Origin of the sequence: uncultured Veillonella sp. (assembly GCF_937981445.1) — a bacterium.
In the GTDB taxonomy this organism is placed as follows: Bacteria; Bacillota; Negativicutes; order Veillonellales; family Veillonellaceae; genus Veillonella_A.
On sequence record NZ_CALJON010000014.1, the window covers coordinates 13,193 to 28,119 of the forward strand.

The window sequence follows — 14,927 nt, forward strand, 5'->3', positions numbered from 1 at the left end:
TGTATACTAAGAGATTGAGAGGGATGTAAGTATGGGATTTTTAACTGAAGAGGTGAAAGCTCGCCTCCTAAAAGATATTGATGTATTTGCCAAGACGAGTGAACAATTCTTTAATAAAGAAATTTCTGTTGGTGATTATAAAGGTTTGTCAGGTCCTTTTGGCACATATGCCGAGAGAGGTGCCAAAACAGCTATGTACCGTTTGCGCTTGCCGGCAGGTCGCATTACAAAAGAACAAATGAACTTCTTAGCTGACGCATTTGATACATATGAGATTCCACAGGTACATTTTACAACAGGCCAATCTATTCAATTCCATGGCCTACAAGGACGCACTGTAATCGACTTATTTAAAGCATGCCATAAGGTAGGCATTTATTCTCGTGGCGGTGGTGGGGACCATCCACGTAATATTTCCGCTAGTCCACTTCGTGGCGTAACGCCTGGGGAACCATTTGATATTACCCCTTATGTACAAGTGGCCAGTGAATATGTGCTGACCTTGGTGCCAGATTTTAAAATGCCTCGTAAATTGAAAATCACTATGACCAATGGCTTAGAAACAGCGACACATGCGACTATTAAGGACCTTGCATTTCGCGCACAAGCTGATGGCACGTTTACAGTATATGCTGGCGGCGGTATGGGTGGTAATACACGTAAAGGCATTGTGTTGGCAGAGGGCGTAAATCCTAAAGATATTTTATATTATATTAAAGCTATGGTACGCACTTTCATTGAAAATGCTGATTATCATGCACGTAGCAAGAATCGTACGCGCTACATGGTAGAGGCTATGGGGGAAGATAAATTCCGTGAAGTGTTTAATAAATTTTTGACTTTCACGCGTCGTGTAGAAGATTTATCGTTTGAAGTGCCAACAGTGAACATTACTAAAGTGGGACCTCAGGAATTCAGTGCTGATGAATTAGATCAATTTGGTGGCCGCGTGGTAGGACAATCCCAAAAAGGTTTGTATGCTGTGCTATACCATCCATTAGGTGGTAATCCTGATCGCGAAGCATTCCAGACATTGCTCCGCTACACGGGCTCTTTAGATGCTGTAGAAGGTCGCCTCACAAGTGATGAAAGCGTATACTTTATCAATTTAACAGCGGAGGAAGCAAAGAAAGTCGTTGAATTGACACCAGATCATATGCCTACAGACTTTTTAATGTCCGTGTCTTGTATCGGTGCGAGCCGTTGCCAAGTAGGGTTCCAAAACTCTCAAGGATTATTCCAAGATATTGTAAAACATCTAGAAGCAGAAGGTATTGATACTAAGTATTTACCTAAAATGCATATTTCAGGTTGTCCATCTTCTTGTGGGACGCATCAAATTGGACGCCTTGGTTTCCATGGGGCTGTTAAATTAGTAGATAAAAAGCCACAACCAGCTTTTAATTTATTCTTCGGTGGTAGTGAAGCCCTCGATAATGTAAAATTTGGTGAACTTTTAGGCCTTGTTACTGTAGTAGATATTCCTAAATTTATTGCTGAATTAGCTAATACATTAAATGCAGCCAATGTGGACTTTGATACTTGGATTGAAGCTCATGAAGAAGACTTTAGAGCGTTAGCTGCTAAATATATTTAAGCTTTGTAGATAATATTTTTAGCTCCTTTTCGTTTAACATGTTATTCATTTAATATGTATTCGTTTAGCTTCGTTTAGCTTTTATCCGTTGGGCCGTTAATCTTTTCGGGCTATGTGTTAAGGCGCGTAGCGCGTGAGCTGTGGACGCAACGTTTACATTAAAATAAAAGTAATGGTAGAATAAAATAACAACAGAACAAAAGTAACGATAGAATGAAATAACAGCAGAATAAAAGTAACGTTAGAATAAGAATAACCGCTTATGTGACTCTGAGTTAGTGGCTCAGAGTGGCATAAGCGGTTTTATTTTTACTATTTTAATTTTGAACCTTCTTTGTTTGAAATGTTTCAAAATTTTAGTTTTTAGTTTTTAGTTTTCATTTTTTAGTTTACAGTGCCGGCTTTTAACTCTTCTAAAAATTCGCCAATGCGTTTCACAGCCTCTTTAATATTAGCTAATGAGTTGGCATAGGCTACGCGAACGAAGCCTTCACCGCAGTCGCCAAAGGCATTGCCAGGGACAACGGCTACATGTTTAGCATAGAGTAATTTTTCACAGAATGTTTCTGAATCAAGGCCTGTAGAGGTAATATTAGGAAATACATAAAAGGCCCCTTCAGGATTGAAGCAAGTGAGTCCCATTTGATTGAATGCATCCACCAAGAAACGGCGGCGAATATCGTATTGATCACGCATATATACAATATCTTTGTCACCATTACGAAGGGCTTCAATGGCTGCATTTTGCGCAATCGTAGGGGCACTCATAATGCCATATTGGTGAAGTTTGGTCATTTGCGTAATAATTTCCTTAGGTCCTAAGGCGATACCTAAACGCCACCCTGTCATGGCATAGGTTTTGGAGAACCCATTGATAAGTATGGTGCGTTCCTTCATGCCCGCGATGTTGGCGATGGAAGTATGAGGTGTATCACCATAGGTGAGCTCACTATAGATTTCATCGGATAGGACGAGGAGATTATGCTCTTCAATGACTTGAGCAATCTCTTCTAAATGTTCACGGCGCATAACAGAACCAGTAGGATTATTAGGAAATGGTAAAATGATGAGCTTCGTTTTGTCAGTAATATGGGCGCGAATATCTTCGGCGGTGAGGCGGAAGTTATTTTTAGCCTGTGTTTGCACAGGAATAGGCATCCCTTTAGCTACTTCAGTGAGGGGAATGTAGCACACAAAACTTGGCACTGGAATGAGTACTTCGTCTCCTGGATTTATAATGGCGCGTAAAGCTAAGTCGATGGCTTCAGAGCCCCCTACTGTTACGAGAATATCTGTTTGTGGCTCATAGGATAGATTATATTTACGCTCAAACCAATGTTGTATTTCTTCACGTAGTTCGAGAAAACCACGATTGGGAGAATACCAAGTGCGGCCTTTTTCTAATACATCGATGCCTGCTTCGCGTACATGCCAAGGAGTTTGAAAATCTGGTTCGCCAATACTCAGTGAAATGACTTCATCCATTTCGCTAGCAATATCAAAGAAGCGGCGAATACCAGACGGTTTTAGATTGGTAACATTATGATTTAATAGGTCATTATAATTAATCATAGAAAACATTGCTCCTTATTTCCTTAATCACATCGTCTTGGTAAATAATCCCGCGATCTTTGTAGCGGCTTAAGATAAAGTGTGTACCAGTACCGCGGACCCCTTCAAGGGTGGAGAGACGGCGGGCTACAAAGAGGGCAATGTCACGCATGCTTTCGCCGCGTACGATAACTGTTAAATCATAGCCACCAGACATAAGAAATACGCCTTCAACTTCTTCAAATTGCATAATGCGATGAGCTAATTTATCAAAGCCCCGATCAGGTTCAGGGGTAACTTGTAATTGAATGAGCGCAGTTGCTTTATTAGCATCGGCTCCTTCCCAGTCGATTACGGCTTGGTAGCCCTTAATAATCCCTTCTTCTTCTAAAAAGGCGATGCGCTCCGCCACTTCTGCTTCCTCAATGTTTAACATGGCCGCCAATTGACTGTGCGTTAATTTGGCGTCCGCGGCGAGTAAATCGAGAAGTTTTTTATCAGTGATTGTTAGAATTTCATTACTCATAAGAGAATCTCCTTTCACATAGAGGGGCGCAAGGGCTCCAGACGTATAGCAATTTTATATTTTATATATTTGTGCACAGGCCAATGAAACGAGTGCTTGCTATACGTTTTATTGTATCACTGGAGGAGAAATATGCAAAATGCCTATAAGTGATAGATGAAAACATTGTGCTGGTAACGGCTGTTGTAGGGTAGGGCATATAAGCACATGTAGCGTAGGGCATATAAGTGCATGTAGTGTTAGGCATATAAGTCATGTGCTGTTAGGTATATAAGTCATATGCTGTTAGGTATATAAGAATATGTGGCGTTTAGCACATATGGCTTTAGCATATATGATATTAGACGTTTAGCACATATGACAGTGGAGACGTTTGTAGGAGATACAAAAAGAGCTGTGCCGAAATAGTAGATACATCTACTTTTCAGTACAGCTCTTAGGCTATATACGTTTCTATACAATTGTTAATGTATTACTTTGAGTACATTACTTTTTAGTAACAACTTTAAGGTCTACAGGGATTTTGCTATCCACTTGTTCCCCTTTGATGATTTTGGATGCTGTGTCAACTGCAATAGTACCCATTAATTCAGGTTGTTGTGCAATTGTTGCAGCGAGTGTGCCATCTTGAACAGCTTTTTGAGCGTCTTCAGTGCCATCAAAACCAACGATGAATACGTCTTTACCAGCTGATTTAGCAGCTTGAATAGCACCGAGTGCCATTTCATCATTATGAGCAAAAATAGCTTTTACATCAGGATTAGCTTGTAACATATTACTTGCTACATTTAAGCCCTTAGTACGGTCGAAATCAGCACTTTGTTTAGCACCTACAACTAAGGATTTGTCAGCTACATTATGGAAGCCTTGACCACGTTCACGTGTAGCGGACGCGCCAGGGATACCTTCAATTTCAGCTACTTTAGAGCCATTGCCAAGTTTGTCTGCAATAAGTTGAGCAGCCATTTCGCCACCTTTTACATTGTCAGAGGCAATGTGAGCTGCTACTTTACCTTTATCGCTAGAGCGGTCAACCGTAATTACAGGAATATTTTTGGCATTAGCTGCTTCCACAGATGTGGAAATAGCAGCAGAGTCAACTGGGTTGACGATAAGAACAGTTACGCCACTTTCAAGTAAGTCTGCAATGTCATTAGCCTGTTTAGCAGGGTCATTTTGAGCATCAACAATCTTTACTTTAAGACCTAAGGCATTCGCTTGTTTTTCCACGCCATCTTTTAAAGATACGAAGAATGGATTATTCAAAGTAGACACGGAGAAACCAATTGTGCCTTGTTTTTTGTCACCGCCTGCATTATTTGAGGAATTAGATCCACAGCCAGCAAGCACGCCAATGGCTAATACAACAATGGCAATGACTGTTAATAATTTTTTCATACAAACCTCCTACGCTTTTTTGCGGTCCCCGAGGACTGCAAGTAGAATAACAATACCCTTAACAATTTGTTGATAGAAACTGGAAACATCAAGAATATTTAAACCATTATTGAGTGTACCAATAATGAGGGCACCGATTAAGGTACCTACTATGTGACCACGGCCGCCAGCAAGGCTTGTGCCACCTAGTACAACTGCGGCGATAGCGTCTAATTCATATCCCATACCAGCAGTAGGCTGTGCTGAGTTGAGACGAGATGTAATAATGGCCCCTGCAATGGCACTGAGCATACCTGTTAACGCATAGGCAAAGATTTTTACGCGATTGATTTTAATCCCTGCAATGTAACTTACTTTTTCACTGCCCCCAATAGCATAGGTTTGACGACCAAGGGAGGTTTTTTGAAGTACGAACCAAAGGATTAAAAAGGATAGGAACATAGTAATCGCAGGAATAGGAAGTCCGGCGATATCGCCTTGACCAAAGGCATGAAACATAGGGTCTGTGGTAAGACCACTAATAGGATTACCATTGGTGAAGACGAGGGTAGCTCCGCGATACACTGTCATAGTCGCTAGAGTTGCGATAAAAGGAGCCACCTTACCATAGGCTATTACAATACCATTGATACCACCTAGGACGATACCAATACCAGCAGCCACTAGAATGGCCACTTCAGGATTCATGCCATTGACGATGAAATTAGCCATCATAGCACTGGATAGGGCCAAGATAGATCCAACGGATAAATCGATGCCGCTAGTTAAAATAACAAAGGTCATGCCAAAGGCAATAATGGCATTGATGGATACTTGACGCAAGAGATTGCGTAGATTTGAAAATTCTAAGAAGCTGTCATTAAGACTTGCAATAATAATAAATAAGATAATAAGGCCGATGAGTGGTCCTAATTTTTTTAATAGACTTGTAATACTACTGTTGTTCATTATTCTCCTCCTGTTGCCAGTGTCATGATACTTTCTGGAGTTGCTTCAGCACGTGGTAAAATACCGGCTACAGCGCCTTCGTGAATGACCATAATACGATCACTCATGCCGAGCACTTCAGGGAGCTCAGAGGAGACCATAATGATGGACACTCCTTGGCTAGTTAATTCATTCATAAGATCATAAATATCGCGTTTGGCCCCAATATCAATGCCTCGCGTTGGTTCGTCCATAATGATGATGGACGGGCCGAGGCCAATCCATTTAGCAATAACTACTTTTTGTTGATTACCACCTGATAGGGATGATGCGGGTAAATGCACTGATTGGGTTTTTACGCCTAATTTTTTAGACAAAGTATCAGCAAATTCTACGAGTTTACTCTTGTTGAGCACATGGCTAGGGCAGACTTGATTTAAATTAGGTAAGGTAATATTAGACCCGATAGAGAAGTCCAATATGAGGCCTTCACCTTTGCGGTCTTCTGTGATGAAGGCAATGCCTGCTTTGATAGCATCTTCTGGCTTTTTAAAATGAAGTGGCTTTCCTTCTAGGGTAATTTGACCGCCATCATGACCATCAACACCAAAAATGGCGCGCATAATTTCTGTACGGCCAGCCCCCATTAAGCCTGCTACGCCGAGAATTTCGCCTTTGCGTAAATCGAAGGAGATTGTATGACCAAAATTTTTTGGCTTTAAATCTTTTACTGTTAAAATTGTCTCGCCAGGTTCATTAGCGCGATCTGGGTAAAATTCATCAATGGAGCGACCCACCATGTGACGCACCACTTCATCTACAGAGGTGTCCCCTACAGGTTTGGTACTAATAGTGTGACCATCGCGCATAACCGTGATAACATCACATTCGCTAAATACTTCTTCCATGCGATGAGAAATATATACAATGGCTACGCCCTGCGATTTAAGTTGACGCATCATGCGGAATAGGGTAGCTGTTTCACGTTCTGTAAGAGCCGCTGATGGTTCGTCCATAATAACCACCTTGGCATTGAGCATGAGGACGCGTAAGATTTCAGTCATCTGCTCTTGGCCTACAGAACATTCGCTGGCATCTTTTGTAAGGGGTAACTCGATTTGAAGTTCTTCACATTTTGCGTTTGCTTCTTTTAGCATAGTCTTCTTATCGAGCATACCAAGACCATTTTTCTTTGGCTGCATTAAGTATAAATTCTCTAACAATGTGAGATTAGGCCAAATATTTAATTCTTGATGGATGAAGGCAATGCCATGGGTTTCGGCTTCGCGAGGACTGTGATATGTAGTCTCTTGTCCATCCACTAAAATACGGCCACCATCAGCTTTATGAAGGCCCGTTAAAATGTTCATGAGGGTGGATTTACCGGCCCCATTTTCGCCCATTAAGGCGTGAACTTCACCGGATTTGAGCGTCAGGTTTACATCTTTTAATACCTGATTCGTGCCAAAGGCTTTGGCAATACCGGACATTTGTATTTCCATTTGAAACTCCTAGTTCTAGTACAGTATAAGTCCATTATTTTTCTTCATTAAAGATACAATCAGCCTGTAAAATTACATTCGCATAAGGTGTAGTTTCACCGGTGCGGATAATGCATTTACAGTGAGCCGAGGCTAATTTAAACTCTTCATGGCTCGTTTCTTTCCATCCATAGCGTGCTTTAGGATAGAGTTCTTCTAAGACGGCATGATTTTTAGGATTCATTTCTTCCATGGGACTGGCAATATGAATTGATTCTACTTGCATATGTTGCTGTAAGAGGCGCACAACTTGTTCAAAGCTAGGTGTGCCAAATTCTAAGGCAAGGTCAATTTTTTGTACTCTAGCTGGAATAGGTAAGCCACAATCACCGATGCAGATCGTATCAGTATGGCCAAGGTCGGCTAATACTTTGGCTATATGGCTATTTAAAATACCACCTTTTTGCATATTTATTTCCTCGATTCTAAAAATGAAGTAACTTCCAAGGCTGTAGGCATTCCTTCTTGGGCGCCTAATTTTAAAATAGAAAGGGCCGCCGCAGCATTACCATAATGAATGGCTTCCGCTAAACTTTTATTATTTACAATAGCGGTGGCAAAGGCGCCATTAAAGGTATCGCCAGCACCTGTTGTATCTACTGGTTCTACTTTGAAACTAGGAACGCGGCGCAGTTCGCCGTCTTCAGCATAGCCAACGCCTTCGCTGCCAAGGGTAACGATGATTTTACCAGCATGAGCGAGCATAGTATCTTTAATTTCCTGACCAGGATAGAGGGCCGAGAGTTCGTGTTCATTTGGCGTTACATACGTAGCATTTTCTAATGCATCCCTATCTAATTGTGCTGCTGGTGCTGGATTTAATAATACTTTAATGCCAGCGGCGGCACATTTTTTTGTTATATAGGTAATCGTAGAAAGGGGAATTTCATTTTGTAACATAACAAGGTCTGCTTTCATAATAGCGTCCCAAGCTTTATCTACAACTGTTTCATCAACGCGCGCGTTAGCCCCTTGAATGACGATAATACTATTGTCACCTTCAGCTAAGGTAATGTGGGCGGTGCCACTGGTTTCGTCTGGCAAGGTAACTATATAATCTGTATTAATATGATGTTGGTGTAAATTATCTAAAATCATTTGACCATATGGGTCATCCCCAATATAGCCAACCATGGTAACATTTGCGCCTAATTTAGCAGCCGCTACGGCCTGATTGGCTCCTTTGCCACCAGGTGATACATGTAGGCTTTGCCCTAGAATGGTTTCGCCTGCTGCAGGACGCTTGTCGGCTAGCACAGTAATATCTATATTACAGCTACCGATAACTACAATATTATTCATGGTAACCTCCTTCAACCTTCTTTGCATTATATTAGTATACACTAGAAATCTTTAATTTAAAAGATAGTTTAAATCTTTATTTAATAATTTATTGAATATAAATTTAATTCTTTTCAAGATGAATTAGATTTTTAGGCAATATTTACGTAAAATACATGTATATAGTGATAAAATAATAGATTTATTTAATTTTATAGCCATACACTTTTTATATCTCTATATTTTAATTTTGCACTTTTTCTGATACAATAAGAGAGTCAATTTATACTTTATAGAAAATGAGGAGGAATTAAATGGCAACATTACCTAACTGTCCAAATTGTGGTGAAGGTTATACGTATGAAGATGGACATATGTTGATTTGTCCTATGTGTGCGCATGAATGGACTGCCGCTGATGTAGAAGCAGCTGAAGCAGGGCTCGTTGTGCGTGATGCGAATGGCAATGTACTGCAAGATGGCGATTCTGTTACCATTATTAAAGATTTAAAAGTAAAAGGCGCCTCTGTATTAAAACAGGGCACCCGTGTGAAGAACATTCGCCTTGTGGATGGAGATCACAATATTGATTGCAAAATCGATGGTTTTGGCGCTATGGCATTAAAATCTGAATTTGTTAAGAAATTATAAAGATAAAATAGAGGTATAGGACAAACTGTGCTGCGGTAAGTCTTATATAACTACAACAAAATGCGTGGTAAAGAGAGGAATATCTTTACCACGCATTATTAGTTTTAGATGTTGTATTTCTTTATAGTTCTTTGGTGTTTACCTAAGAGCAGTCTAATTATAAGCTGAATGTTTTAATTTCAGTGGCTTCAATGGAAGCGGCAATATCATCAGCTAGTTTTTCAAATAATGGTAATTGTTGTGGATGTAAGGCACCACGAATATCAAGTGGTGTACCAACGATTTCCATGTCTTTGAATTCATTTGTGAAATATTCTACCATACGTTTCATGGCAGCCGATGCCCAGGAATGGTTACCTACGATGGATACCTTATGATTGTGGAAGTTAAGTGCTTTTAATTCATAAAGCAAGTTTTCCATAGTGAGGTATAAGGCCAAGTTGTAGGTTGGGGCCATACAAACTAGATGGCTGTATTTCCAAGCATCTGCGATGATATAGGATGGATTTGTTTTAGATACATCATAGATTTTAATATCATTAATGCCGCGAAGGGACAATAATTTAGCTAATTGTTGAGCCATTTCAGCTGTGTTGCCATACATGGAACCAAAGGCAATAACAACGCCTTTCTTTTCTGCTGAATAGGTACTCCAATGCATGTATTTCTCAATCATGTATTTAATACTTTCAGGAGTACGCCAAATAGGACCATGAAGTGGGGCAATCATTTTGATGCCTAAAGGAAGCGCTTTTTTGATTGCATTTTGTACTTGTACACCATATTTACCAACAATATTAGTATAATAACGACGTGCTTCATCTTCATAGACACGTTCGAAATCAATTTGGTCCGCAAAGATGCTGCCATTAACAGTACCAAAGGTACCGAACGCATCGGCGGAGAATAAAATACCTGTAGTGGATTCAAATGTACAAGTTACTTCTGGCCAGTGAACCATTGGCATGGTGTAGGAATGTAAGGTATGTTTACCTAAACTAATGCTATCCCCTTCTTTTACTTCGTAGTAATTATCAGGGCAAGGGCGACCATAAAATTGTTCGAATAAACGGAAGGTAGTACGGTTACCAACAAGTCGCACATTAGGATAACGATCGATTAATTCTACTAAAGTGGAGCAATGATCAGGTTCCATATGGTTGACGATGACATAATCGAGTTGACGACCATTAAGCAAATGTTCTACATTGTCAAAGAATTCTTGACGAATGCTATCATCAACGGAGTCAACAATACAAGTTTTTTCATCATCAATAAAATATGAGTTATAACTAACCCCTAATGGAATAGGGAAGAGGTTTTCAAAACGCTCTGTATCCCAGTCATTACTGCCTATCCAATAAATATTATCTGTCATTTTTTGTGCGCAATGCATATGTTTACATCCTTTCAAGTTAAGAATAACAAGAGCTGGTTATGTCTCTAAACTTATTCACCATATACTATGATACTAGGTATCACCAGGGAGTGCAACCAATTTCATATAAAAAAACGGCATATACTATGCCGTTTTTTCTATTTCTTATGCAATTTTTGAATTGTTATTTAAAATAGGCTACACCAGATTCAAAGACAGGCATAATTTTTTCGCCAGGAATATTTTTGGCAATGCCATAGCCTACGCGTTCAATATGCCCCATTTTACCAAATACTCGGCCATCAGGACTGAAGAGACCTTCTACAGCAGCAACGGATTGGTTTGGATTGTAGCGCGCATCATAGGTTGCTACCCCATCCATATCAACATATTGAGTGGCGATTTGACCTTGACGGTTAAATTCTACAATTTGCTCAGGGGAGGCAATAAAACGTCCTTCACCATGAGAAATCGGAATAGTGTAAATCTCACCAGCTTTAGAAAGGCTCATCCAAGGTGATTTAGTAGAGATAACCTTAGTGCGCACCATGCCTGATAAATGGCGGCCAATTGTATTATAGGTTAATGTTGGGCTTGTTTCATCAAGTGGTGCTACTTTACCATATGGTAAAAGACCTAATTTGATTAGGGCTTGGAAGCCATTACAAATGCCTAAGGCTAAGCCATCACGGGTATAGAGTAATTCGTTGAGGGCTTCTGTTAAATATGGATTGCGGAACAAGGTGGCCATAAATTTACCACTGCCATCTGGTTCGTCACCAGCACTGAAACCGCCAGGGAAGAAGACGATTTGCGATTCATCTAAGGCGCGCTTCATATCTTTAATGGATTCCTCTAGCTCACTCACTGTGCGATTGCGAATGAGCACAATTTCAGGGTCCCCACCAGCCCGTAAGAAGGCACGTGCTGAATCGTATTCACAGTTAGTGCCAGGGAAGGCTGGAATTACAATCTTAGGTTTGGCTATACCAGTATGCACTCGTGGTGCCATTTTTTGATCGTGAATATAGGCTACAGCTTCACCGGTGCCAGAAGCGGCGTGAAGTGGGAAGATTGGGTTAAGGGTAGCCTCATAGGCGTCTTGAAGTTCACTTAAGGAAAGAGTTACATCTTTGATGCTAATAGTTGGCTCTTTCACAATGGTACCAATTTCTACAGTATATTTGGTAGCCTTTGTCCATTCAGCGGCTGTTTGGGCATCTGTTTCCACAATCCAAGAGCCCATATGAGGGGCAAACAGATGATTTTCTACTACATCATTTAGATTTACCCCTAGACGATTGCCAAGGGCCATTTTAGTAAGCGCCGCAGCAATGCCACCAGCTTCTACCACATAGGCAGCGCTGATACGGCCTGCTTTGCTATATTTGTGAAGTGTATCGGCCTGTTCTTTGAAGAGGGCCCAATTTGGTGTATTATCTTCTTGGCGTGGTACACCTACATGAAGTAATACATGGCCGGCTTCTTTTAAGTCTGGGGATATTACATCATCTACAGAAGCTGTTGTAATGGCAAAGGAAACTAAGGTTGGCGGTACAGTTAAGTCCATAAAGGTACCGGACATAGAGTCTTTACCACCGATAGCACCGATTTCAAGTTCTTTTTGTGCTGTATAAGCACCAAGTAATGCTGCTACAGGTTTACCCCAAGCTTCTGGCACTTGATTTAAGCGCTCAAAGTACTCTTGAAGGGTTAAATAGGCCGTGCGGCGATCACCACCAAGGGCAACGATTTTGGCAACAGATAATAAAACGGCCAATTGTGCACCATGGAATGGACTCCAAGTAGATACAAAAGGATCAAAACCATGCGTCATGATGCTGGCTGTTTTAGTTTCGCCATAAAGAACTGGTAATTTAGCGACCATGCCTTGTACCGGTGTTTTTTGGTAGAGACCACTAAATGGCATGAGAACTGTGCCGGCACCGATGGTGCTGTCGAAACGTTCGCTTAGGCCCTGCTGTGAAGTAACCGCTAAGTCAGACATTGTGTCTAGCCAATGAGCTTTCACATCATGTACAGCAGGTGCTGTGAAATATGTAGATTTTGGTGCTACTACATGGGCGTTTTGGCTTTGTTTAGCCCCATTAGTATTTAAGAAGTCACGGGAAATATCAACAATGTTTTGACCTTGCCAAGTCATGGTGAGGCGATTGGAATCTGTTACATCGGCTACAATAGTAGCTTCTAGATTTTCTTCGCTACAAAAGGCTTCAAACTGCGCCCAATCTTTGGCTTCGATGACGCAAGCCATACGTTCTTGTGATTCGGAAATAGCTAGTTCAGTACCGTCAAGACCTTCGTATTTCTTAGGTACTTTATCTAAATTGATGAGTAGACCATCTGTTAACTCACCGATGGCAACCGAAACGCCACCAGCACCAAAGTCATTACAACGCTTGATGAGCTTAGTTACTTCGGCACGGCGGAATAAACGCTGAATTTTGCGCTCTGTTAAAGGATTACCTTTTTGTACTTCGGCACCGCAAGAGGCAAGGGAGGTTAAGTCGTGTTCTTTAGAGGAGCCCGTAGCACCACCACAGCCATCACGGCCGGTTTTACCGCCTAGAAGGACTACAATGTCACCAGGTGTTGGTTCTTCGCGGCGTACATTGGTGCGAGGTGCAGCCCCTACAACGGCACCGATTTCCATGCGTTTGGCTACATAGCCTGGATGATAATATTCTTTAACTTCACCGGTAGCAAGACCAATCTGATTGCCATAGGAGCTATAGCCACGAGCGGCCCCCTTGGTGATTTGTGCTTGAGGTAATTTACCTTCTAAGGTATCTTCTAAGGCTGTACGTGGGTCACCAGAGCCGGTAACACGCATTGCTTGGTATACATAGGCACGGCCACTTAAAGGGTCGCGAATACAGCCGCCTAAGCAAGTCGCAGCGCCACCATAGGGCTCAATTTCAGTAGGGTGGTTATGGGTTTCATTTTTAAAGAGTAATAACCATTCCTCTGTTTCGCCATTTACATCTACCGGTACGATAATGGTACAAGCATTGATTTCATCGGACTCATCAATTTCTTGTAATTTGCCTTGAGCTTTTAATTCTTTTACTGCTAACGTGGCCATATCCATTAAAGTGCGGGCTTTGGTTTTGGCTGTATAAATTTCTTGACGCCCTTGCATGTATTCAGCTAAGGCTGCTTCAATAGGAGCGGTGAGAGGATCTTTGTCAATCGTAATATCTGTTAATTCCGTCATAAAGGTTGTATGGCGGCAATGGTCGGACCAATAGGTGTCGAGTACGCGAATTTCAGTAATGCTTGGATCGCGCTGTTCTTCTTCTTTAAAATAGCCTTGAATTAGGCGGATGTCTTCTTGGCTCATAGCGAGGCCTAATTCTTGACGTAAGGCCTGTAGATTTTCGTCTGATTTAGATGTAAATCCATCAAGAATGGCTACAGGCTTTGCAGGTTCCACTTCAAGTTGTAAACTAGTAGGTAAATCAAGTGATGCCTCGCGAGAGTCTACAGGATTTATATAATAATGTTTAATTTTATTAAATTGTTCTTCAGATAGTGCACCTTCAATGCAAAATACGCGTGCTGTGCGAACAGTGGCGCCTGATTTTAAGGTTAACATAGCTAAACATTGCTCCGCTGAATCGGCCCGTTGATCATATTGACCAGGCACATATTCAGTAGCGATTACATGAGTATGCTCGTTTACCGGTAAGGTTTCAAAGAGCTCATCTACAGGTGGTTCGGAAAAAATCAGTTGTTTTGCTTGCTCTAAATCAGAGGCACTTACGCCTTCAATATCATAGCGTTCATAAATAGTTACACTGTGAGCAGGGATACTGAGTTCTTCACGAATGGTATGTAACATAGCTTGTGCTTCTTGAGCAAAAGCAGATCGTTTGCGAACAAAAATGCGGTAAATTGACATAGTGAGCCTCCTCTTACATTTTTTGCCATGAATGTACTAACTATTGTGTAAACCCCAAATATAGTATAATATAGCTATAATAAATTAAGACTTTATCTTTTGTTTATTCTGTCCTATGTAATATGTATATGGAGACACTCTTCTAATACAATC

General features: G+C 41.1%; 11 protein-coding genes. 2 read left to right on the forward strand and 9 right to left on the reverse strand.

The window, feature by feature from the left end:
* The first annotated feature begins 31 nt into the window (after positions 1-31).
* Positions 32-1,597 carry a nitrite/sulfite reductase gene (locus Q0376_RS02855; protein WP_298703842.1) on the forward strand — a complete coding sequence of 522 codons (1,566 nt, stop codon included), beginning with the start codon at positions 32-34 and terminating at the stop codon, positions 1,595-1,597.
* A 384-nt stretch (positions 1,598-1,981) separates the two neighbouring features.
* On the opposite strand, the gene Q0376_RS02860 is transcribed toward Q0376_RS02855, so the two are convergent.
* The 7 genes from Q0376_RS02860 to rbsK form a co-directional block, all read right to left on the reverse strand.
* On the reverse strand, positions 1,982-3,169 hold the full coding sequence (locus tag Q0376_RS02860; RefSeq protein ID WP_298703844.1) for an aminotransferase class I/II-fold pyridoxal phosphate-dependent enzyme: 1,188 nt from the start codon (positions 3,167-3,169) through the stop codon (positions 1,982-1,984).
* On the reverse strand, positions 3,162-3,674 hold the full coding sequence (locus Q0376_RS02865; RefSeq protein ID WP_298703846.1) for an Lrp/AsnC family transcriptional regulator: 513 nt from the start codon (positions 3,672-3,674) through the stop codon (positions 3,162-3,164). The genes Q0376_RS02860 and Q0376_RS02865 overlap by 8 nt, the downstream gene beginning before the upstream one ends.
* 486 nt (positions 3,675-4,160) lie before the next feature.
* Positions 4,161-5,072 (reverse strand): ribose ABC transporter substrate-binding protein RbsB, encoded by a 912-nt coding sequence (gene rbsB, locus Q0376_RS02870; RefSeq protein ID WP_298703849.1) that lies wholly within the window; start codon positions 5,070-5,072, stop codon positions 4,161-4,163.
* A gap of 9 nt (positions 5,073-5,081) precedes the next feature.
* Positions 5,082-6,020: an ABC transporter permease subunit gene (rbsC, locus tag Q0376_RS02875; RefSeq protein WP_298703851.1), complete on the reverse strand. Its 939-nt coding sequence runs from the start codon at positions 6,018-6,020 to the stop codon at positions 5,082-5,084.
* Positions 6,020-7,501, reverse strand: a complete 1,482-nt coding sequence (locus Q0376_RS02880; protein WP_298703853.1) for a sugar ABC transporter ATP-binding protein — start codon at positions 7,499-7,501, stop codon at positions 6,020-6,022. The genes rbsC and Q0376_RS02880 overlap by 1 nt, the downstream gene beginning before the upstream one ends.
* A 34-nt stretch (positions 7,502-7,535) precedes the next feature.
* Positions 7,536-7,949, reverse strand: coding sequence for a D-ribose pyranase (rbsD, locus tag Q0376_RS02885; RefSeq protein WP_298703856.1), 414 nt, complete (start codon positions 7,947-7,949; stop codon positions 7,536-7,538).
* Positions 7,950-7,951: 2 nt separating this feature from the next.
* Positions 7,952-8,842, reverse strand: coding sequence for a ribokinase (gene rbsK / locus Q0376_RS02890; protein ID WP_298703859.1), 891 nt, complete (start codon positions 8,840-8,842; stop codon positions 7,952-7,954).
* A gap of 293 nt (positions 8,843-9,135) precedes the next feature.
* Between rbsK and Q0376_RS02895 the strand changes: the two genes are divergently transcribed.
* Positions 9,136-9,471 carry a zinc ribbon domain-containing protein YjdM gene (locus tag Q0376_RS02895; RefSeq protein WP_298703862.1) on the forward strand — a complete coding sequence of 112 codons (336 nt, stop codon included), beginning with the start codon at positions 9,136-9,138 and terminating at the stop codon, positions 9,469-9,471.
* Positions 9,472-9,628: 157 nt separating this feature from the next.
* On the opposite strand, the gene Q0376_RS02900 is transcribed toward Q0376_RS02895, so the two are convergent.
* Entirely contained in the window at positions 9,629-10,867 is a 1,239-nt protein-coding gene (locus tag Q0376_RS02900) for an FprA family A-type flavoprotein (protein ID WP_298703865.1), read from the reverse strand.
* A 166-nt stretch (positions 10,868-11,033) separates the two neighbouring features.
* Positions 11,034-14,774 carry a phosphoribosylformylglycinamidine synthase gene (locus Q0376_RS02905; protein ID WP_298703868.1) on the reverse strand — a complete coding sequence of 1,247 codons (3,741 nt, stop codon included), beginning with the start codon at positions 14,772-14,774 and terminating at the stop codon, positions 11,034-11,036.
* Between the last annotated feature and the right edge of the window lie 153 nt (positions 14,775-14,927).